This is a genomic window from Shewanella donghaensis (genome assembly GCF_007567505.1).
In the GTDB taxonomy this organism is placed as follows: Bacteria; Pseudomonadota; Gammaproteobacteria; order Enterobacterales; family Shewanellaceae; genus Shewanella; species Shewanella donghaensis.
Window position 1 is genome coordinate 656,053 of the sequence record NZ_CP041783.1, and the last position, 23,297, is coordinate 679,349.

Consider the following 23,297-nt stretch of genomic DNA (forward strand, 5'->3'; position numbering starts at 1 on the left):
ATTGTTATATGAAAACTTTGAAGACAGTTTTATTCACAATAAGAATTGGAGATAATATGAACAATCCAATCAGAAATGAATCAATCAATAACAAATCACTTAAATGCAAAGCATTAACTAAAGCGAATCACATAACGAAAAGCATTGTTATCCTTGGTGGAGGAACCGCAGGCTGGATTTGTGCAGGCACTATTGCGGCTAAACTAAACCAGCAACATCAAACGAATTTTAGTATCACCTTAATTGAATCTTCAAATGTGCCTCCCATTGGTGTGGGTGAAGGTACATGGCCAACGATGCGTACAACCCTTAAAAATATGGGTATTCGTGAAACTGACTTTGTTAAAGAGTGTCATGTTTCTTTTAAGCAAGGCGCCAAATTTGCAAAGTGGGTGACAGGTGACAAGGATGATTATTATTACCATCCATTGATGCTACCTGGGGGAAGCGTTAAAGATAACCTCGCTAACCATTGGTTCAATGCAGATAGCATCAAGTCATTTTCAAAAACCTTATCTCCTCAAGAATCAATTTGCGAAGCCGGTTTAGCTCCTAAACTCATCACTACTGCTGAATATGATGCAGTTGCGAACTATGCATATCATCTCGATGCTGGCTGTTTTTCTGAATTCTTAAAGCAGCACTGTATTAGCAAACTCAAGGTGCTACATGTAGTTGATGATGTCATCGCAGTTAATAACGACAGTGACGGCTACATTACTTCATTAATGACACAATCTAGTGGCGACATCGAGGGTGATCTGTTTATCGATTGCAGTGGCTTTAAGTCAATGCTGCTAGGTGAACACTATCAAGTGCCCTTTAAAAGCTGCAAAGATGTGTTATTTGTTGATACCGCAATTGCTGTGCAAGTCCCTTATGAAAGTGAACAAAGTCCTATTGCGTCGCATACCATTTCAACTGGTCAAACAGCTGGCTGGATTTGGGACATTGGTTTATCAAGTCGTCGTGGAGTGGGTCATGTTTATTCAAGTAAATATATTACGGAACAAGCTGCGATAAATGAGTTAAAGCGATATCTATCAGCATCTTCAGTGTCCGATATTGAATCACTGACATTTCGAAAAATTCCTATCAACCCTGGCCATAGTGAAAAATTTTGGCATAAAAACTGTGTAGCAGTTGGCTTATCAGCTGGTTTTTTAGAACCACTTGAAGCGTCAGCGTTATTACTGGTGGAAATATCAGCCAATATGATTGCAGAACAATTACCTGTAAATAGATTGAGTATGGCAATTATGGCACAGCGTTTTAATGATACTTTTTTGTATCGCTGGGCGCGGATTATTGATTTTTTGAAATTGCACTATATGTTGAGTCAACGTCAGGACAGTCAATTTTGGATTGATAATAGGGATCCTGCCACCATTCCGAAAAGCCTACAATCCCTGTTAGACCTTTGGCAGTATCAAGTCCCATCTGATAATGATTTTCCACATGCCACTGAAGTCTTTCCTGCTGCCAGTTATCAATATGTACTTTATGGTATGGGGTTCAAAACAAATCCAGCGCCTTGGCTATTATCTGAAGCAAGCACGGTAAACTCAAAAATTATTTTCGATAAAACACATCAACAGACACAGCAACTGATCCAAAATTTACCTACAAATAGGCAACTGACCCATTTGATTAATCAATATGGCTTACAAAAAGTATAACAATGCCATGACTAAGGAGTATTTATGAGCAATACAATCGTTAATCTTGAACAACATAAACACACAAAAGTTATCACCGGCCATGGTAAGCAGTTCGGCGAAAACATACACTTTGTCCCAGTCATTGCAGATGAATTAAGACAGTTATTATTAGAATACCCTTGCTGCTTTCTTAAAAATAATGAAACGGGGCAATTTGGTTTACACGCGTTATTAGGATTTGAAGCTGGAGAGAACTTATTTTTAAAGGGTGATTCTTGGACATCAAGCTACATTCCAATGCACATTAAACGTCAGCCTTTTATGGTTGGAAAGCTTGGTGATACTAATGAGCCTGCCAGCAAAGAAAATACCGTACTAACAATAGATATGGGCAGTAATCGAATACAAACGACTGAAGATAATCAACTGACTGCTCAGGCATTATTTGATAATGATGATCAACCCAGTTCATTCTTAAAAGACATGCATCAAATGGTGTTTACTCTTACTCAAGGTATAGTTCGTACCGATAGCTTTATACAATCACTAGTGACGCATGACTTAATAGAAGCGGTACAAATTGGAGTGACATTAGCAAACGGACAACAAAAATTTGATGGTTTGTATGTCATTAATGAAGAACAATTAGCCCAGCTGGCTCCTACAACATTAGTCGAGCTTCATGGAAATGGTTACTTACAAGCATGTTACTTAATGATTGCTTCAATGGGTAACTTACAAAAGTTGATACATTTGAAGAATATGGCGTTAGACGCATAATGTTTTGATTATGATACTCGTTCCATGAGACTTAAAATTATTGAGTCTCAGTATTTATCTGATAGGTTAGGTCAGAGTAGCTAAGGATATCTTTCTTAGAGAGATAGTTTTTCAATAAATCTATCTAAGACCTAATTTATAAGAAGAGTGTTCAATGACAAAAAACATTATATCAGCAAGTATCTTTTTACTTAGCTTAAGTTCTTGCTCAACAACAATAGATCGCACGGTTCCCATTTCTAAAGAATTTGAAGCAAGCTCACAGTTGATTACGCTAGAAACCCCTACATGGCGAGTGTCAGGTACCGTATATAATATGGATATTGGCTCATATTCTGTCACTCAATCTAATACTACTTGGGTTAGTCGGGACAAAGAGCTAATTGATAGAACCAAAGACACCAACTTTATAAATTACATATTATTTGATGATGTACTTTCTGTTATTACGGAAGAATTTGAAGTTGAAGGTACTCAGCGTTTTTCATTTAGTATCAATGATGAAGACGCTTCGGTTTCCACTTCAAAATGTGAAATATTTTCTCACTCCTTGAGTAAAGAAACTATTTCGGTAGACAGTAATACTTCCGTAATTCGAACATCTCCTAATATGAATTTCAGACAGAAAACCTTTCTAATTTGTACGATTGAACAAAATAATTCCGTTTGGACACTCAGTCTGTTATCAAATAAAAATGAGTCGATGAAAGTATCGTTATCTAATAACGATGAGACCTATGACATTAAAAGTATTTCTGAGATTATAAGTATCGTTGACGGGGTAAACGGTCTGGAAAAGCGACATTCTGCGCCTTGGCGATCTTTACATTCGGGTTTAGAGTTTTTTTATGATAACCAACAGGTTGCAGCTTTTTCTTTTGTCGGAAATCCTAAAATATGGTTGAATGAATCACTTTCTACTGATTCAAAAGAATTGATGTATGCAGTTAATTATAGTTTGGCAATGTTTAACTGGCTTGATTCTGATTGGCGATAAAAATTATTAAGTATTATGGTGCCAGGTTTTGCAATTTAATATCAGAAAAGCACAAGTTGTAGACGTGAACGGCATTGCCAATGTTCATTTTACGTCTTGGGCTAAAGCCTTTAAGGGGTTGATGCAAGCAGGTTACCTTGAGTCTTTTACCTTAGGTATACGTATTGATGAATGGGCAAAGGTGTTAAGTGAAAATTCTCAAGAGGTCTTAGTTGCAGAAATTGAGGCTTTTAGTGATAGTGATGAAGATTGTGGAACTGATGCAATAAGAACTGATAACGGTCGAATAGTCGGATTTTTATCATATACACAAACGAAAGTGCACAATAAAAAATTAATTGAACTGAGCAAATTATACCTCGACCCAACAATTTGTCGAAAAGGACTCGGATCTGTTCTTATTTTTAGGCATGCTGTTAACAGAATAATATCTATCTAGAAACGCTAAACCGGCTAACTAACTATGTAATTAACCGGTTATGACTAGGGTTTATTTATACTCAATTATGCGCGCAACATAAGTAAATTTACCTGAATCTTGTTGGTAATCTCGGTATAAATCGATAGAGAAAGATGTTGGTTTATCTTGATCAATTTGAAGTCCAATTTTTACGCTAAGTGCATCTATGTCAGTTTCATTATAAATGTAAAATTTCTTTAGCTTTTCCAAACCCATCTCTTTTGCATCATGACTTGATACGTATATTTCACTATAAACGTCAGTAATAAACCCTTGATAGGCTATTCGCTCGAAACTAGCATCTTCATCAACAGTAATGAAAATATCAGTTTGTTCATCCAAAGTGATCAGCTGCTCCATAGATGCATCTAATTCTTGACGCTCTTCTATTTCATTTAATTTTTGCGCAGCAGCGCCAGTCGACAAGGTAATAAGTACACCAGCGATTAGAAGTTTGTTCATTTTATAACACCCTAAATAATTTTAATCTGATTGATCAAGCTTGTTTATTTTAGATATCCAAGCATTTATGTTTATTTGTGGAATTATCATAAGGACAATGCTGATCATTTAAGAATACAGTTTGAAGGATTGAACCCTTCAAAGTGTTTTCTTCTTTCTAGACGATAGGCGTTATTAGAAGTTCATTAGCTGACTTAAAAAGAGACTGAGATACCTGGACCAAAACTGAACCGCTGTATGTCCAAATTGTAGTAGCCATCTGAGGCAAAGGGATTAGACCAGAAGCAAAATTCATGCAATGTCCAGTTACAACAAAAAGAAGAATAGTGAGTTAAAAGGTTAACTCACTATTAATATGCCGTTACTAAAGCATTAATAATTTCAAAGCTATCTTCAATCTAGTGACTTTGACTATTTTACTAATAAAAACAATGTTAACGTGTGTCTAGTATTATCAATTATCGTTATATAGGTTGTCAGTTAATGAATGCTAAATTAAAAATATTTGCTGTAGGTTTGCTTTGTTTAAATGTTGGTGGTTGTGATTTGATCGATGGCATTTTAGACCCAGATAATGGTGACGATGATGCAAAAATTGATAAAACCTTTAAAAGTGAAGCACTTCAATTAGGTCTATCTGAATCAAACATTAATAGACTATGTACCGCTACCTCTAAAATTAAAGTTCACTGCGTCAGCACTTTAAATGAAAATACCAATCAACAAGAAGTGAGAGTTGAATACACTTTTAATAACGTTTTGCTTAAAAATGATTATGCTAAAAGCACAAATGCTAGTCGCATAATATTTCATTTACCTGCTGATAGTGCCACAGCCAGTTTCGAATTTGAAAACAGTCGTACTTACGAGTTTAACAGTGGTTATGAATACACAACATCAGAACCTACTGATTTTGATACCGCGAATTTGGCAAATAGTTCATTAGAGTCAATCGCTAAACTCGTTAATACCTCAGTGACAGATCCAGTTTCTGATTCAGAACTATCAATAATTTCAACAGCATCTTTGAGTAATACAGATTATGCTAGAACTGAAGCACAAGATATTATATTGGCTGCGAGTACAATGCTGTTTCCGCCGTTAACTGTCGAAGTGACAAGTAATAGTATTACTGAACCTGTTGATGCATCATTTGCGATGTTTACAGCAGGACATACTGCAATACTTTCAAATTATAGAGTTGTTTTCTTGTCTTCAATTGAACAAACTTGGAATTAGATTTTACTTTTTTATTAATGGACAGGTATGCGTTTAGATAAATTTGTACTTAGAAGTACTTCAATGAATAAAGATGAAGTACTTCAGTCCATTGAAAATGGTTTGGTTCAAGTGAATCTGCAAATTATCACTGATAATAAACATCAAGTGCATGAGAATAACGTAATTCAATTGAATGGAAAAACCTTATTCCCAAGACCTTTCAGATACCTGTTACTCAATAAAACCGCTAATAAAATCTGTTCGAATGTAGATGGTCATTACCCATCATTACTCAATGATATTGATATCGAAAATATAGATGAATTACATATTGTCGGTAGACTTGACGCAGATACTACAGGGCTGGTGTTGATTACAGACGATGGCAGATGGTCCTTTAATATTACTCGTCCAGACATGCAATGCGCTAAAGTTTATCGGGTTAATTTAGCCAAGCCCATCAGTGTTGAATCAATATCTTTGTTAGAGAAGGGCATTATGCTCGATGGTGAGACAAAGCCCACTTTACCAGCAATTGTAACCTTTATTTCTGCTACAGAGGTTTTACTGAGTTTAACTGAAGGTCGATACCACCAAGTTAAACGAATGTTTTTTGCTGTCGGTAACAAGGTCACCAAATTACATCGAGAGCAAATAGGGCACATCAAATTAAATACTACTGCAGATCAATGGCGCTTTCTTAGCGACGATGAAGTTAACTCATTCAATGACTGATTTAATTTACACATAAAAAATCCAAACAATTCCAAACAAATCCAAACAAATCAAAGTTAGATCAAGTTAACCCTAGCTTGTATAGCAAGACCCTCAAGAAACTAACGCATCTAAAATCATTTGCTAACTTAGGCTAATTAGTCGGCGACTGGTCGATTCACCGTAGTTAATTGTTCAACAGTAAGTTATTATCTTGCGCTAAGCTTTATCAGTAGACAATTCAAATACTGCAATCCGACTTTCCTAGTTTTAATAACCAAAAGCAGCAAATTATGACCATTGAAATCACGACCATTGTTGATCCTGAGATTACCTGCAGCAGTTGTCAGGCTTGCTGCTGTAAGTTAGAAGTGATGATAATTTCTGAAACGGGTGTACCTGAACAATATATAAGTGAAGACCGTTGGGGCAGCCAAACGATGAAACGTTTAGACGATGGTTGGTGCGCAGCAGTGGATAGGGAAACCTTGATGTGTACTATTTATGAGAATAGACCCTGGATATGTCGTGAGTTTGAAATGGGTTCTTATGAATGCGAACAAGAAAGAACCAACATTATTACGCTCGACAATTAGTACCGTTATAAGAAATCAGAAGAGACTAATGTAGTAATGCTCCAATCCCAAAGGTTTACATGAGTTGTATATCGATGGTGGTGTGACTATTCAAAGCTTTTTAAAACACGTTCACAGTGATGAAATGATTATAACCACCATCCCCGACCTATGAGGTGGTGGGATCTCGCTATTTGGTGAATTAGCATCACCACTCAAATTTAGACATACTCAATCACAAAGATATTTAGACTACATCGTTAAAATTACTATGTGCATGAGCGCTAGACGGTTAACTTATTTATAATGATATTTTTGTTATGTAGGACTGATGCCGCCATAAACATCAATGGTTAAGTCTCTGTCTTTTACGTAAGCGCTAGGGGTAACGCCTATTTGTTTTTTAAGGTGGCGTATTAGGTGAGGTTGATCGCTAAAGCCAAACTTAAGTGCAACCTCTACCCAATCGATATCTTTACTTTCCCGTTGGTAAAGGTATTCCAGAATTTCATCAAATTTAAGCATAGACTGACATTGTTTCAGTGTTAAACCTGTCACCCGGTTAAAGCTCCTTTCTACTGTTCTTTGGGAACAAAATAGCTTATCCCCCAAATCTGAAATCGCATTATCTATCAGTAGTGGTATTATTTTGCGAGTGAGTTGACTATGTTTATCTTCTTTATTGTTTTTAATCCAAGCTAAAAACAAACGATCTAAAGCTAGAGTACATTTATCAGGATCATCCAGCGCTAAAGTGATTAACTGATTTTCATCCGCGTCGGTATTGTTGAGTAATGCAGCTAAGCTAATAGGGCTGACATCGTCTATGGGGGATGTCATCGGCTCTGCAGTTAAACAATCGAGTGAGTAAAGGGCGCCAATTTGAAACTTGATACCCAAATGAATAAAAGCTTTGCGGTGATCTAACTGATAGGTATGTTGATGCGGCCATAACCAATGACTGCCAACACCTGTAAAGCTTTGCTGAGAAGATGCGTGATGGAAAGCTTGATCTGCAGGAGAAATGATTAAATGCGCATTAGGATCTGGATTGAGTTTGGGATATTGATGTAACTCTGACTCTGTCTTTTTTTGAATCAACCAATAACAATCAACATATTGAGCAATATCTACAGAGTTAGGTTTTCTTATCCAATTAATCATGTGTTTCTCAAAGCTCACAACATTCTTTAATTCTATCTTAATCTTCTAATGCTTGCTGTTAGAGTTTTTTCAATAACACGCTTGATTCGGTCTTGTAGACTAAAAGTTTTGCTATGTTGGAGTAAATACACCCATACGTCGTTAGCAATATCGTTAGAAAATATTGGCTAGCATTGGGTGTTAATAAAAGCACAGACTTATTGTGCAATTTTATTATTCAATCCTTTAATTAAGTTTAAATCTTTGATTATCACCATCATAACAACTCCATTGGGTAATATTAGCGCCATTGGTTGTTAGTTTTCCTGCGACATCAATACACTTATTACTGGTTTTATTTCTGATCTCGTAATAGTCATTACCTTTATCAATGAGTTGCCACATTTGATTTTGATTCGAGCTGTTACAAACCCATTGCTGGATTTTGGCGCCATTAGCGGTTGATCCCGCCGATAAATCTAAACAAAGGTTACTCACTTTAGCTTTAATAGAATAGAAACCATTCGACAACTCAGTAAAGCTAAACTGTTGGTCACTATTGTTGTTACTACAAGCCGTTTGTTGGTAAGTACTGCCGTTTGTTTTTTTACTGTCAATAACGTCAACACACTTGTTGCTATGCTTTGCGACGACTTGATATTGAGTATTAGGGTTGATGTTACCACCAGTATTGCCACCTGACGAACCATCACTAACAGGTTGATAGACTCGGATCCAATCAACGTACATTTTGTTTTTACTGGCATCCGCTAAATCAGCATTAGTGGCAATATTACCCGCTTCAGAACGCCAAGAGTGATCTTCAGTATCCAAAATAATGAACATTTCTTCGTCCATTGTGTATTGGCTTTTATTCATTATTGCGCCAGTGTAGTCTTTATCTTTCATGACCACTTCGTCCCAAGAGCCATTAGGGGTTTCTTGGCCATCGATATAAAAAGTGACGTCAGTAGGGCTTTTCCAATAGGCACCAAAACGATGAAAACCTTCGCGCCAGGTATTACCCCAAACAGGGGTATTATGAGTTTGGTCATTAAAATCGCTTTTAATACTGTTATCACCGTTTCGTAAGAAAACATGGAAGTTTGTTGACATATTTTGTGCGAACCAGGTTTCACGTGCGCCGCCATATACTTCTAAAATATCAATCTCACGCTCATCATTTTCGCTCAATAGCCAAAAGTTTGATGATAACTCTAGGTTACTCACCTTAATGTTGGCTTCTAAGAAGATAGGGTATTTAACTTTAGTTTTTGAAGTAATAACGCCTGCATTAACCAAGTCCGGTGCCTTGCGCGATGCGCTAATAATCAAATTACCATCAGACACCCAAGACTCACCGCTGCTCCAACGTGTTAGTCCTGGTCCTTCCCATGCATTGAAATACGTGTCATTCCATTTACTAGTGAATGTCGATGTTTTGCCGTTATAGTTAAATGAATCTGAGTATTGATCATTCAATTGCCAAACAAGGCCATTACCCGCAACAGCAGGCAGTGGAATATTATCCCAATCAGCTGCATAAATTGAACTGGATAAAACACTCGTGCTTAATAATGCTGTTGCGCATACGAGATTTAAATGATGTTTCATATATTTCCCTTTCATTGTGGATCTTAATTTTGTGTAAAGTTTTGGGCTTAAGACTATTCCTGCCCCAACAGGAATAGATCTCACCACTGCGATAACCACGTAATAACACAATCGTAAGATGAGTTTGGGCGCAGTTTGCACTGCACCTATAATATTGTTTTACCGTTTATAAGTTATTCGCGAGCGAGTAGTTTTGATTGCTCAAAATATTGCATTGAAACTGAGGTAACAAAGCCGCCATCATCATCAAAAGTAATCTCTACTTGATTGTTTTGGTTTACATAGCTGTTGTTGATAGGAATTTCGATTAATCCGAAAAATTGCAGGCGACCAGATCCATTGGCATATTGATCGTAGCCACGGTAATCGGTGTCGATAACAATGGGATTACCATTTATGCTAACAGTCGGTTGTAGTGATTTACCGTGATCGCGTCCTAAGCCTATTCTTAATGTCGCTTCACCATTGTCGGCAATAACAACATTATCAAGGTTAAAATTCAGCGGGCTATCGGCAACGATATTTTGCTTATAAATATCTGCGTAGTATTTGGTTTCATTTTGGCTATGCTCTTGAGTGATAAGCTTATTAAATGAGAGTTTAATAATTGCTGTGGCTTCAGCGCCGATCGTGAGTGATGCAATATCGGTAAGTAACTGAGGTGTGGTTTCAGTAAATACAGGCGTTTGATCGTCATGGGATAGCTGTTTAATACTAATTGAGCTTATCGAGGTTTCATCAAAACCCAGTAGCGATAAATCAACGACCTGTGAGTTTTTCTCTAAACTATTGATAACAAGGTAAGCATCGCTATTACCTGCATCATTGGTATTAATGTATGCATCTAATTGAAAATCAGCGTCAGTAGCAAAACTATCAACGCGGGTCCCGTTAACTTCTGACCACAATTGGTAAAACTTCACCATTTCGGTGTATACGTATTCATCACCAGTTTGACCAGACGCCTCTTTGTTTTGACGCATTAACCGCGTGTAATAGGGGACCGTTTCACTTAAGCGTCCCCATTCGGCTTTAATTGGAATAAACGGAATCGCCATTTCAATTTGGTTTGGACGCTCTAAAAACGACATCAACTGTCCATTAATCGCTTTTAAATGATTCCAGTCTCGCTGCGGTAACCAAGGTTGGTTAAACAGAGAGTGCATTTGAGCGCCATACTCTGAAATGATAAAGGGTTTAACTTCTCCTAAAGACATTGCCATATATTGCTCGAGCATATCGAATGTTGCTTCAATATTACTGCCCGTCCTTAACTCTTCTCTGTTTTGAAAAGCAGGGAAGTCATAAAGGTGCAATGAAATAAAATCCATGTCTGCGCCAGCAACATCAATAAAGGCTTTATCTCTTAATTCCCAACGTTCAAACTCTTGTTTCTCAAAGTCAGGGAATGCAACGGTATAACCGCCAATCAGCACATTATCATTCGCTTTTACTTCATTGACTTTTAAGGCTTTAATGGCTTTTGCGACATTACTGTGAAATTCAAATACTTTGGTTACAGTGGTTGGTTCTTCTGCATAATCTACTAATTCGTATAAAGGCTCGTTCATCACTTCAATGTACTTCGGCTTAGGTTGGCCATAGACATCTATGCCATCATTTTTGTTGAAGTATTTTGCAACAAACTGCCCCATGTAATCACCGGTAGCGGTACCAAATGGTTCTGAGGCGTTATCCGTTTGTGAGAATGACCAACCTTGGCCCGTATCTTTACCATCCGGCCAATAAGGGTGTTGTTGAGCTGCCACAACCATGCTGGCATTTCGATGTGCATGTTGCCGTTGAGATATTGCTCTGTCATCTTCAGATGTAGTGTAATTCCAGCGGCTGTTACCACCGTTACTGGTTGCCATTGCTGCGTCTACAAATCCACTTTTTAAGGCTGACTCAGCTAAAAGGCTTAATTGGTAACGCATACCTCCAGTATCTCTACCAAAATACACATCGTATCCTTCCATGAATTCTGTAATGAGATCTTCAGAAGCATTAACGCCAACGTTAAACCAATCATTTTCAGTATGAGAGGCATGGATAGTAATAAATTTCTCTCGTGCAAATTTACTCGTACCAGCAACGGTATGAACCGTATCAAGATTAAATATGAGTTTGGTACTTTGTGGTTCAGGCTTAGCTTCTAATGTGGTGACACTAAACGGGGTTGTATAGTCACCAATCGTTAATTGTGAGATAACTTCAGCGCTTGCTTTATCAGATGACATTAAACGCACAGTGATTGAATCATTAACGGCTACGGTACCTTTAGTATCAGTAAATTCACCGTCATTGATAGCATACTCTCCCTGACTAATACTGATTTCAACGTCGGTTTCAATGCCCATTACGATTATAGGGTTTGAACTAATATAGGTATTCAATTCCACCTCTGTTTGCGCTGTAAAAACAAACTCGTTAGGTGATGAATCAAGATCGGCAGGTGGGTTAACAATAGGCTTATCAGGTTCTTGAATAGGGCTACTTGACGAGCCACCTCCACAAGCCGTTATCGAGGTGCTAACCATTAATGCAATGATGGTTTTTTGTAATATAGATCGATTAAAGAGATTTTTGTTATCTTGTATCATAGTGCTCACTTACAGTTTTAAAAACTAAAGAGGAACAACAACAGCGCCGACAACAATCTAATTTAAAAGGTATTAGATACAAACATGACGTTCCCAAAGGTAATGAACACAACCTAGCATTGTTTTTATTAAATTGTTAACAAAAATTATTGTAGTTTGAGTTACTAATAGATTGGTATGATTTAAATTGATGTCAATTTAGCCTTTTTGTCAGGGTTTTATGCTGCCATGTTAAATTAAAATTATTAGGAGTGAATTACTTTCAATGTAGGTATTGTTGATTTTAAATGGTTTGTATTCGTTAAACTCATCATTTATACAACTTATTATTTATCTGCTGCCAAGTTTTTACCAATGGGAGAGTAGATTTACATTCAAGAATAGTTTGTTTTTATGTCAATGCGCTTACATTTTCATAAAAGTGATAAGTCTTCAATTACAGCTCTTCTCAATTTCACTATTGATATAACTCGCTAGTTGTAACTAAGTCTAACGGGCATAGTTTGTTTCAGTATTGACACCCGTTATGCAGGAAAATTAAAGCTGTTTACTTACTCTAGTCTTGATCAATATGGCAAATCTCGCCCACAAAAAAAGACAGCGGCTGACTGTCTTTTTATGAAACAAACATGATTTAGTTCATGTTCATTGTATAACGCTGAATAGGTGGTTGAGCCTGTCCAATATTAAGTAATAATATCGCTTACTTAATATTTTCCTTAATCGCTTTAACTGCGCGAGTAATATCACCTTCACGCAACGCTTGTAAGATTCCTCTGTGCTCTTCTACACACTCAGAGCTAGTGGTGATGCGTTTGTAGTTAAGGCGCATGCGCATGACGTATGGATACCAGATATTAACTAAATCTTCGCCACCCGCTTTATATATTAGGTAGTTATGGAACGAGATATCAATTTTAGTGACTTCAGTAAAATCTTCTTTATCAAAGGCTCCTTGTAACTCATCAAGAATCGTTTCCAACTGGATAACATCATCTTCAGTTAGCGGGTTATTTTTGAAATTCTCGATAGCATAGACTTCAATGTTACGACGCAGGTTAATCATCAGCTTTTGTAGCTTTGGCTCTAGAACACTGTTAACTGATGCACCACAGTTATTCTTAGATATCAGTAAACCTTCTTTGGTTAACTGTAAGATCACATCTCGAATCGGCCCGCGCGATAAACCAAAGCGTTTTGCTAATTCTTGTTCGTTAAGCTTAGTGTTTGGCGCTAAATCACCAGCAATAATATCTGAACGCAGTTGATCTGCTATTTGATCTTTAACTGAAAGAATTTTTGTCGGTTTTGCTGCAGCCATGTTGTATCCAATTTTCATCATTATATATTAACATTCTAGACACTTAGTGAAATCATTACAATTGTCAAATGTCACATTGTTAATAATATACATAAAAATTTATTATAAGTTGCTGATATTAAATGATTCAGAAAAATTCTTATGTTTTTAAAATCAAAAAAATGCCCTGAAGCAGTTTATTGTTAACAACAAACATAGTTGTTAAATAACTGACAGGGCAATTCTGGAGACCTAACCAGATTTCAAGCAATCTATAACGAGATTGGATAAAACTGAATGCTTCCTGGGGATAAGAAGCATTCATAAAACAAAGTTTAAATTAACGCGGTTACTCTCTTTATTCTTGTTTACCAAACCTTCTTTGATACATATTGCCATTCACGGTTTTAGCCGCTTCAACCATATGTGGGTAAGGAGTGTCTGTTACTGAAATGAATCCGACATTATAGTTTTCACCATCATAGGCGCGGCCCGTGATAGGTGAATCAATGTACTGAAACCAATGCGCGCCGATGAAGTACGGGTTATCAATAACCGAATTCATATAATCTTGATACATTACACCGCGGTCTTGCTGATCTGCAGCATGAATTAAACCAGGATGATATAAACCAGAATCTTTAGCGCCAATATGAAACTCACCAATAATGCTTGGCATGTCGATATCTTCGAGGAATTTCCAAGATTTTTTAGTCAGTCCTTCTTTATATGAGTTAAAGCTGACTACATCGACAAATTTAGCTGAAGATTTTACAACCTCAATAGGCATACCCCAATCAGGAAAGCGTGATCCCAAATACATATGGTTTGGCATGTATTTTTGTAATGCTTTATCTACCGTACTGAAGTACTTGTCAGCATAGGCTGAAAGTAATACACCATAATCAGCTATTTGTTGTTCGTTATTAATGCTCGAATCAATGCCGCGGTCAAATGCTTCCCAACTAGTGAACTCTTTCTCCCACACAGTATTGAGTGCTTGAATCTCACCATATTTTTGCTTCATGACTGCGGTGAATGCAGCTTTTGTTGGTACATCTTTGCCGTTACGTGTGAGTGTATTAACGACAATACCGTAATGACTTTTGACACTATCTGAACGGCCAAAGCTTTTTTCGTTATCAATGAATACGCCGACACACCAAGGGTTATTTTTTACTTCTTCATAAACGACTTTCGCGGTTTCAAAAGCTCGAACTTCAAATTCAGGGTCAAATACATCTGGCATCGCACCCCAAAAGTCATCACCACTTGACACTGTTTTGTAGTTACCAATAATCCATCCATTAGCAAAGTAGGGGATTTTGTTATTGTCGTAGTAACGTGGATCAGTCCAGTTACCTAGAGATGTAAAACCCCAATCCAACATTCTGCTGATGGTTGTATCTTCCCAGGCTTGCATATAGCCCTGAGGCTGATTACCGTATTTACGTTCAAGGTTTGCAGAATAAAAACTGTAAGTCTCACCATGTTTCAATGGCCCTGAATGTGCGCTTCTTCGATATCCGAAATGTTTACCTAATGGTTCGTCATACTTTGGTAGCCAATTGAACATGTTTGCTCGTGTATCTGATGCTTTGAAACGACTAGCTATAGCAGCATCGGACACCCGATTTAATTTTTGAGAATCTTCCGGTGTGACGTTATCTTTTGTGGGCTGAATGATGTGTTTTTGATCAAAATCAAATCCCGTCATGGTTGAAGAGTTAGATAAACGAATAATATCTACGCCTGTAGCGAGATACAGGTAACCATCGGGATCAACTAATGACCACTTATCATTAACCTTTTCGGTTCTAAAGTAGCCCGTTGCGGTTAATTTAGGACCTGCTAGCCAGCCACCAAATTGGCTTCTTCCTTCAGCAACTTTACCCGTTAAGGTTTTTGCTTCATCAACGCGTTGGTTTTCTAGTTCAGCTTCATTGTTTACCTTACCCACAAAATGTTCAGTGTTGTTTTGACCGAATTTATCAACGATATGGTTCAAGAACTGTTTGTTAAACTCTGGGTTTTGGCGAATTCGAATATTACTTAGTAAAATTTCTTTATTATGTAAGTTGCTCTGCACGCTTAAACTGATTTTCGAGATGCCTTTGGTGTTGAGGTTCTTCTTACCCCACATAGAGGTAAACTGCACTTCGTCACTTTCCCAAGTATCTGGGTTTGAACGTAAACCTGAATTAAAATTTAGCTCAACTTTATGATCTCCATCAGGTGTTGCTAAATCATGACCTGCCATTTTCGCGTAATACGTATTAGATGAGCTGCCGACAGGAATATTGACTGTACGAGTGTAATTAGCACCGTCAATATCACTGATATCAAGGTAAAGCTGCACACTGTGCTCACCAGTATTTGCAATATCAAATGCAAGATTGAAATCTTTTAGCGCACTCCAATCCCACGGCGTATCAGGGTTAAAACTGATATTACTGTAACTATTATTTTCAGATTTAAACTTAACACTGATGACACCATCATTAATCTGCGTATCTGCAGCAAGGGTTTTTATGAATTCAATCTGCTTATCAAAATCGATAAGCTGCATACTTTGGTTAACCGTTGACTCCACTTCCGGCGTTGGAGTAACTACAGCAGTCACTGATTCAGACTGACAACCACTTATAGCGACAAGTATGGATATCACTAATAACGCTTTTTTGGTTGACTCAATCGTTGATTGGGTAGAGCTCATCATATTTTTCATAACCATATACATCGTTAAATTCATTTTGTTAACAATCTACATTGCAAAAACTGCAGGTGCAATGAATTATTAATAATTTGTGATAATTCTATCCAAAAAAGTCGGAAAAATACAAATTGGTACATTAAACTAAAATGGAAGGTTATTTAATTATTTTAACCATTTTTTACATATTATTCAGTGTAATACATTATAATCTTGACTAAGGTAGTCAACTTAGAATGACTAGGAAAACATTCATCATAGTAAATTGTTAACAATAGTTGCTAAATCTTTGTTGTTAATGCTACTGTAATGTTAATAGTCGTTGAGTAGCTAATTCTAACCGTTTTATCGTTTGCTAATACGGTTATTCAAAATCTCATAAACGACATCATTACAAATTAATACTAAAAGATGGATACACATATGATTGCTAGAAGTCACAGCGTTTTCTATTGTGCGTTGGTTGTTGCTATTGGAGGATTTATCTTCGGTCTCGATGCTGCACTAATATCAGGTACCGTTAGATTTGTTACCAGTGAATTTGGTTTATCTGATATGCAAATAGGAACCGTCGTCAGTGCACCAGGTTTCGGTGTTATATTTGCCTTACTCGTTACTGGCTTTATTTGTGACAAAATCGGGCGTAAGAAAACCCTCGTGCTTATCTCCTTTATTTATATTATCTCCGCTGTGTTATCTGTTATCGCAACCAGTTTTGAGTCACTGGTTATTGCCAGATTTATTGGCGGCTTAGCATTCACGTCTTTATCCGTAGCTGCGATGTATATCGGTGAAATTGCGCCATCACATTTACGTGGCAAGCTAGTATCAATTATTCAAATTAATATTGTTGTAGGCTTATCCATAGCGTATTTCGTTAACTATGGGATATTGTCTTTTTCAGAAAGTGGTCATCCATTGGTGACTTCATTAGGGATAGATACTCATACCTGGCGCTGGATGTTAGCTGTTGAAATAATACCGGCAATCATTTGGTTTTTCCTGTTACTGAATATTCCCCAAAGTCCACGCTGGTTAATCATGAAGCGTAAAGAGGTTAAAGCGAAAGAAATCATTAATCAATTCAACAATACGACTCATTGTGATGATGAAATTGCACAGATTAAAGAAAGCCTTAAAGATCACGATGAGAAAGCCTCGTTCATTGAGCTTTTTAAAAGTCTATTTGATACCAAAGTTAGATCGGTAATGATTATTGCGTTGACCATTGGTATTGTTCAACAAATCACCGGAATTAACGCCATCATGTTTTATGCCCCCACGGTTTTTGAACAGCTAGGTATCGGTACTGACGCGGCATTTTTTCAAGCCGTAGTCGTTGGATTAGTCAGCATTGTATTTACTATTGTCGCTATTTTACTCATCGATAGATTAGGCCGCAGACCATTGGTCATCTGGGGCTTAGCGACCGCAACAGTAAGTTTGTTCGCTTGTTTTTGGGGGTTCCATAGCGCGACATATTCATTAACCGATCAAGCATTAATTACACTAGCTGCTGAAGTGAATATTGGCGATTTATCATCAATAGCTAACGTTATTTATCATAGTGATGTTGAATTTAAAGATGCTTTAATTCAAATCATGGGAGAATCCGATGCAAAGTTGTTCGAGAGTCAACTACTGCAAAGTGCTGCCACTATCAATGTTAATTTAATCATAGGTGGGATTATTGGCTTTATTGCCGCATTTCATTTCTCAATTGGGCCAATTATGTGGGTGTTATTTTCGGAAATATTTCCGACCCATATTCGTGGCGTTGCGATTCCAGTTTTTACCTTTATTGCAAGTTTCGTTAGTTATCTTGTACAACAATTTTTCCCATGGCAGTTGAGTGTATTTGGCGCAGATGAAATATTCCTGTTCTATGCAGTTTGCGGCGCTATTGGTTTTGTACTCTTATATAAAATCATGCCAGAGACCAAGAACAAGACAATTGAAGAAATTGAAATGTTACTTGCAAGAGAATCTCAACCTGAGAAAGTGACTTTGCTCAAAAGAGAAGCGTAACGATGAAATCAATACTTGCTATCGGTGAATGCATGATGGAGTTAATTGAAAAATCTGATTCCTTATTAAACCGATCATTTGCTGGCGATACCTACAACGCTTTGGTTTATGCAAAACGATATAACGTCAATAGTGACTGTCGCTATTTTACTGCGGTGGGCAATGATTCAAGCAGTTTGACTATGTTGAGTGCGTGGGAAAAACATCATCTCAATACAAAGTGTGCGTTAATATCCGCTTCGGCCACAATTGGGATTTACGCAATATCAACAGATGATACAGGTGAACGCAGTTTCAGTTATTGGCGTTCACAATCCGCAGCGACACAAATGATGCGTTTAATGCCTTTAACAGAATTAATCAGCAAAATCGGCCAGGTTGATATTGCATTTTTTAGTGGTATTTCATTGGGTATTTTATCTGATGAAGATAAGGGGCTATTACTTGAATTGACTAAAAAGCTCCAAGAAAATGGCACTAAAATCGCCTTCGACCCTAATTACCGACCCGCAATGTGGAAAGGCCCAGAACATGCCATTCATTGGCTTGAGTTAGCATATCAGCACTGTGATATTGCTTTACCAGGAATAGAAGAACATCAGTTATTACTTGGCCAAACCACGCCTATTCAAGTCATGCAATATTGCCAGTCTTTAGGCGCTAAAGAGATTATCGTTAAGTGTGGTAATGACGGTACATTTGTATATGAATGTGGCGAACTTATTGCACATCAAGCGTTTGTCGCTGCCCCAGTTCAAATTGATTCGACAGCTGCTGGAGATTCTTTTGCTGGTACTTATTTAGCAGCACGTAATATCGGCTGTGATATTGAGACCGCACTTGTCGATGCTTGCAGTGTTGCTAGAGAAGTCGTCCAGCATAAAGGCGCAATATTAGACATTGAAATATATAACGCGATAAATACATACGCTAAGCGAAGTCAGACTTTAATTTAGTGTTTAGTAGAAACATCATCAGTAATGAGTGCAGATTTCATGAGTTACTCAAGAATATTGATTTATGATTTTTTATTAAACACTTTCTAGTTGCTTAAGTAGTAAGGGAAACAAAGCATATGAGTTTACAAAAACCATTGAGCCTCGCGAGTCAACGCGCTATCGAACGTGGATACGATAATTACAATGCCGATTGGATGGTTGAGTTTGATGTAAGTCCGCTAAAAGGAGATTTTGCTTTTGAAGAAGGTGTGATTAGACGCGATCCTTCATCAGTGATTGATGTCGACGGTGTATTGCATTGCTGGTATACAAAAGGCGAAGGGCAAACCGTCGGATTTGGTTCTGCCAATCCTGCTGATAAAGTTTTCCCTTGGGATTTAACCGAAGTTTGGCATGCCACATCAACTGATGGCGAAACCTGGAAAGAACAAGGCGCTGCTATAACCAGAGGTGAATTAGGTCAATTCGATGACCGCGCGATATTTACGCCAGAAGTTTTAGCGCACAAGGGCCGTTTTTATCTGGTTTATCAAACTGTCACCACGCCTTATACCAATCGTCAATATGAAGAAATAGCCTTAGCAAGTGCAGATAGCCCTTACGGGCCTTGGGTGAAATCTGCAGCTCCGATATTAAGTCCGAGTAAAGATGGTCAGTGGCGTGGGGATGAAGATAATCGTTTTCATGTGACGAGCAAAGGCAGTTTTGATAGTCACAAAGTTCATGATCCCTGTTTAATCGTATTTAATGACAAGTTTTACCTTTATTACAAAGGTGAAACCATGGGTGAAGAAATGAATTTCGGTGGGCGTGAAATTAAGCATGGTGTCGCTATAGCAGACAACATTGAAGGGCCTTATATCAAGTCTGAGCTAAATCCCATTTCGAACAGTGGCCACGAAGTAGTTGTGTGGAATTTTGAAGGTGGAATAGCCTCACTATTAACGACCGATGGACCAGAAAAAAACACCATTCAATTTGCTAAAGATGGTCAGAATTTTAACATTATGGCGCATATAAAAGGTGCACCTGAAGCAATTGGTTTATTTCGAGATACTGAGTCAGACGATACTTCAGTTAACCCTGATCATGCTAAAAATTATCAATCAGAAAAAAATCAAAGACCTGGATTAACTTGGGGTTTATGCCATAAGTACGATTCATCCTGGAATTGGAATTTTATCTGTCGATTTAGTATTAAACGACAAGTGTTGGATGCCGGCACCTTTCAAAATTCTAATTAGATATTACCAACCCTTTATCGCTGTATCACTTCGCCACAATAACCATAGCAACATCTGTGATAATCAGATGTTGCTATTTTTATACCTATATAACGGTGTTTAAATAATACTTAACTTTGGTGAATTGACTTCAACTAATTGTATTAATGTTATTTATATTGGCGTTTTTAATAAAAATAGACACTTGTAAACAAGACTGAGGAAAACATGGATAGACGCAGTTTTATAAAACTTTCGGCATTAGCGACTGGGGGAATATTATTTCCATCTCAAGCTGCTAGAGCTGCAGCTAATCGAAAATTTGTTACTAATGTCTCCCCGGTTGAAACATTAGTCAGCAATGTTCAACGACCTTGGCTTGGGTCCGCTTTTTGGGGAAACCGTTTACAAGATTGGCGATTAAACGCAGGTAAGATTGAATGTATTCGCGATGGTCGTGGTTTTGAAATGCGTACAGTGTCTATTTTAACTCGGCAATTAAACAACAGTATCAAGCCTGCACGTATACAAGCTAAAATCTCAAATTTAACTCCCACTAAAGCAGGCTTCTGTGGTTTTTTATTGGGTGCAGGTTCTAACACTTTAGATTACCGAGCGAGCGCATTAATCCAGAGAGCATCGGGTGAAAACGGTGGCTTTATGGCGGTAATTAACGAAAAAGGGGACCTCAGTTTTAGAGACTTTACCGACAAACAAAAACCGTTAGCCTTTGAGCAGGTTGTCAGGACTAATACTGTCAATATTGGCCAATTACATGACCGTGAGATAGTTTTAGATTGTCATATTGATCCAGTCTCTCAATCGTCATTTGATATCCGTTTGGTGGCAAAGGACAGTAAAACAGGTAAAGAGCTTGGATTTATTGTTAGAACAGGCGTTCCTAATGAGGAACTACTAGGCGGGGTGATGTTGTTATCATCAACGCCACCGAAACAAAGTGGCGCTCGTTGGGCATTTTCAGAGATTAAAACCGGTGGTGAAAAATTATCTCAGTTTGATCAACGTGCCATTGGCCCTGTTATGGGCTGTATGCATAGCGTAAACAAGTCAGTGTTAAAACTGAGTGCTCAATTTATGCCTGTGGCAGAGCAAGAATATCAACAAGCTAAGTTAGAATACCAAGTTAGTGGCAGCAATGACTGGCATTCTGCACCTGTAGCTAATATGGAACCTGGTTACATCATTCAATACAGAGTGGATGATTGGGACAGTAGTAAAACTCACCACTATCGTGTGATCACAGATTCTGACTCAGACAATGTAGATGTGTTATATCAAGGTCAGGTATTAAAAGATCCGGGTAAAACTAAGCCTTTGTCTATTGCTTTGTATTCATGCTTGGTTGCTACAAACCAATCGTTGGATATCGAACATTATCAAACTAGATTGAAACAAGAAAAGCAGTTAGGCCGTTTCAGTCCTGAAAATATTTTGTTTCCTCACACTGAACTAGTGGCTAATTGTGATAGCCATGAGCCAGACATGTATGTATTTTGTGGCGACCAATTCTATGAAGCTACGCCTACTCAAGTTTGGCGTAGTCGGCCTGATTCACATTTAGACATGCTTTATCGCTGGTATCTATGGTATTGGACATTCAAAGACTCTATAAGAAATAAACCCGCTATATTGTTAGCTGATGACCATGACGTTTTACAGGGGAACTTATGGGGCGTCGGCGGACGAGACCCTGTGGTACTTGAAGGTGATAAACGCACCGAAGAAGACGGTGGTTATATTCAAACTAAATCACTTGTTAAGATGGTTTACCGAATGCAGCATGGCCATAATCCAGATGCATATGATCCAACCCCCATAGAACACGGTATACCCGTGACTTACGGAGCATTTGTTTACGGTGGTGTGAGTTTTGCGTTAGTAGAAGACAGAAAATTCAAATCACGCCGTAATATCAATATCAAACCGATTTATGCACAAGGCGAGCTATTGGGTCACAGACAAGAACAGTTTTTACGTGAATGGGCTGATATGGATAAAGGTCTACCCAAAATTTGTATTGCAGCTTCTATGTGGGGCTCACCACAAACCAAAAGTAACCTAGAACCGCTATTAGATTATGACTCTAACGGCTATCCACCTGACGGCAGAACAAGAGCTGTCAAATTGATTAAAGACGCTGGCGCGGTGGTTATTTGTGGTGATCAACATTTAGCTATGATTGCAAAACAAGGTTTAAACACTTTCGACGATGGGCCATTATTTTATGCTGGACCTGCAGGAGCCGCCTTTTGGCAGCGTTGGTTTGAAGGCTTAGGTAAGCTTGATAATCAATTCAATAATGGACCCAATACGGGTAATTTTACTGATTCCTTTGGTAATAAAATGCGAGTATTTGCGGTAGCTAATCCCAAAGTAACCTATGATGATTTTAAGCAACAGACGGATAATTCATGGAGTAACTTTTTAGCTGACAGAAGTTTAAAAAGTGAAGGCTACGGCATTGTTAAAGTTGATCACTCTGCCAAACAATTTGAATTTGAATGTTGGGAGTGGAATACCGATCCGCATAAAGGAAAGCAATTTTCGGGTTGGCCATATATTCATAAATTTGAATCCTAGTTAGGCAAACTCATGCTTCAAAAAAGCCATCCGAGGATGGCTTTTTTATGTTTATATTAAGCATCTCTGAGATGGTTGAAATAACAGTTAGCATACCGTGAAAAATATCTGTTAACATTTTAAAACAGCACATTAAAGTTTTGATTTTTTATATTCAATCTAATTAACCAGTATGTCCCTCTAGTTCTCCTCCCTCTTAAAGTGTAATCATCTACTGAATGGGCTATGTCAGCTAATTTAACT

The 23,297-nt window shown here is 37.7% G+C and carries 17 protein-coding genes; 11 read left to right on the forward strand and 6 right to left on the reverse strand.

The genetic code is table 11. The annotated features are described in order from the left end of the window. Nucleotides 1-56: 56 nt before the first annotated feature. The 4 genes from FPK91_RS02730 to FPK91_RS02745 all read left to right on the forward strand — a co-directional run bounded on the left by FPK91_RS02730 (nt 57) and on the right by FPK91_RS02745 (nt 3,877). Nucleotides 57-1,679: a tryptophan halogenase family protein gene (locus FPK91_RS02730; RefSeq protein WP_144207639.1), complete on the forward strand. Its 1,623-nt coding sequence runs from the start codon at nt 57-59 to the stop codon at nt 1,677-1,679. A 24-nt stretch (nt 1,680-1,703) separates the two neighbouring features. Then, complete coding sequence (locus tag FPK91_RS02735; RefSeq protein WP_144207642.1) at nt 1,704-2,441, forward strand: SapC family protein; 738 nt, start codon at nt 1,704-1,706, stop codon at nt 2,439-2,441. A 154-nt stretch (nt 2,442-2,595) separates the two neighbouring features. After that, complete coding sequence (locus tag FPK91_RS02740; protein ID WP_144207645.1) at nt 2,596-3,438, forward strand: hypothetical protein; 843 nt, start codon at nt 2,596-2,598, stop codon at nt 3,436-3,438. 28 nt (nt 3,439-3,466) lie between these two features. Continuing rightward, nucleotides 3,467-3,877 (forward strand): GNAT family N-acetyltransferase, encoded by a 411-nt coding sequence (locus FPK91_RS02745; RefSeq protein ID WP_144207649.1) that lies wholly within the window; start codon nt 3,467-3,469, stop codon nt 3,875-3,877. A gap of 51 nt (nt 3,878-3,928) precedes the next feature. Here the strand turns inward: FPK91_RS02745 and FPK91_RS02750 are convergent, their stop codons facing one another. Next, nucleotides 3,929-4,360, reverse strand: coding sequence for a hypothetical protein (locus FPK91_RS02750; protein WP_144207652.1), 432 nt, complete (start codon nt 4,358-4,360; stop codon nt 3,929-3,931). A 483-nt stretch (nt 4,361-4,843) separates the two neighbouring features. Between FPK91_RS02750 and FPK91_RS02755 the strand changes: the two genes are divergently transcribed. The 3 genes from FPK91_RS02755 to FPK91_RS02765 all read left to right on the forward strand — a co-directional run bounded on the left by FPK91_RS02755 (nt 4,844) and on the right by FPK91_RS02765 (nt 6,891). After that, a complete protein-coding gene (locus tag FPK91_RS02755; protein ID WP_144207655.1) occupies nt 4,844-5,599 on the forward strand; it encodes a hypothetical protein in 756 nt (251 codons plus the stop codon). A 27-nt stretch (nt 5,600-5,626) separates the two neighbouring features. Further along, nucleotides 5,627-6,316 carry a pseudouridine synthase gene (locus FPK91_RS02760; protein ID WP_144207658.1) on the forward strand — a complete coding sequence of 230 codons (690 nt, stop codon included), beginning with the start codon at nt 5,627-5,629 and terminating at the stop codon, nt 6,314-6,316. Between the two features lie 272 nt (nt 6,317-6,588). Continuing rightward, complete coding sequence (locus FPK91_RS02765; protein WP_144207660.1) at nt 6,589-6,891, forward strand: YkgJ family cysteine cluster protein; 303 nt, start codon at nt 6,589-6,591, stop codon at nt 6,889-6,891. Nucleotides 6,892-7,188: 297 nt separating this feature from the next. Here the strand turns inward: FPK91_RS02765 and FPK91_RS02775 are convergent, their stop codons facing one another. The 5 genes from FPK91_RS02775 to FPK91_RS02795 form a co-directional block, all read right to left on the reverse strand. Further along, complete coding sequence (locus FPK91_RS02775; protein ID WP_144207663.1) at nt 7,189-8,034, reverse strand: helix-turn-helix domain-containing protein; 846 nt, start codon at nt 8,032-8,034, stop codon at nt 7,189-7,191. Nucleotides 8,035-8,259: 225 nt separating this feature from the next. Continuing rightward, a complete protein-coding gene (locus FPK91_RS02780) occupies nt 8,260-9,627 on the reverse strand; it encodes an RICIN domain-containing protein (protein ID WP_227006663.1) in 1,368 nt (455 codons plus the stop codon). Nucleotides 9,628-9,800: 173 nt separating this feature from the next. Next, a complete protein-coding gene (locus FPK91_RS02785) occupies nt 9,801-12,230 on the reverse strand; it encodes an agarase (RefSeq protein ID WP_144207670.1) in 2,430 nt (809 codons plus the stop codon). Between the two features lie 703 nt (nt 12,231-12,933). After that, a complete protein-coding gene (locus FPK91_RS02790; RefSeq protein WP_144207673.1) occupies nt 12,934-13,551 on the reverse strand; it encodes a GntR family transcriptional regulator in 618 nt (205 codons plus the stop codon). Between the two features lie 337 nt (nt 13,552-13,888). Further along, nucleotides 13,889-16,249, reverse strand: coding sequence for a beta-galactosidase (locus tag FPK91_RS02795; RefSeq protein WP_144207676.1), 2,361 nt, complete (start codon nt 16,247-16,249; stop codon nt 13,889-13,891). A 417-nt stretch (nt 16,250-16,666) separates the two neighbouring features. Between FPK91_RS02795 and FPK91_RS02800 the strand changes: the two genes are divergently transcribed. The 4 genes from FPK91_RS02800 (at nt 16,667) to FPK91_RS02815 (ending at nt 23,054) form a co-directional block, all read left to right on the forward strand. Then, nucleotides 16,667-18,271: a sugar porter family MFS transporter gene (locus tag FPK91_RS02800; RefSeq protein WP_144207679.1), complete on the forward strand. Its 1,605-nt coding sequence runs from the start codon at nt 16,667-16,669 to the stop codon at nt 18,269-18,271. A gap of 2 nt (nt 18,272-18,273) precedes the next feature. Then, nucleotides 18,274-19,227: a sugar kinase gene (locus FPK91_RS02805; protein ID WP_144207682.1), complete on the forward strand. Its 954-nt coding sequence runs from the start codon at nt 18,274-18,276 to the stop codon at nt 19,225-19,227. Nucleotides 19,228-19,346: 119 nt separating this feature from the next. Further along, a complete protein-coding gene (locus FPK91_RS02810; RefSeq protein ID WP_144207685.1) occupies nt 19,347-20,474 on the forward strand; it encodes a glycoside hydrolase family 117 protein in 1,128 nt (375 codons plus the stop codon). A 207-nt stretch (nt 20,475-20,681) separates the two neighbouring features. Beyond that, nucleotides 20,682-23,054, forward strand: coding sequence for an alkaline phosphatase D family protein (locus FPK91_RS02815; RefSeq protein WP_144207688.1), 2,373 nt, complete (start codon nt 20,682-20,684; stop codon nt 23,052-23,054). The last annotated feature ends 243 nt before the right edge of the window (nt 23,055-23,297 follow it).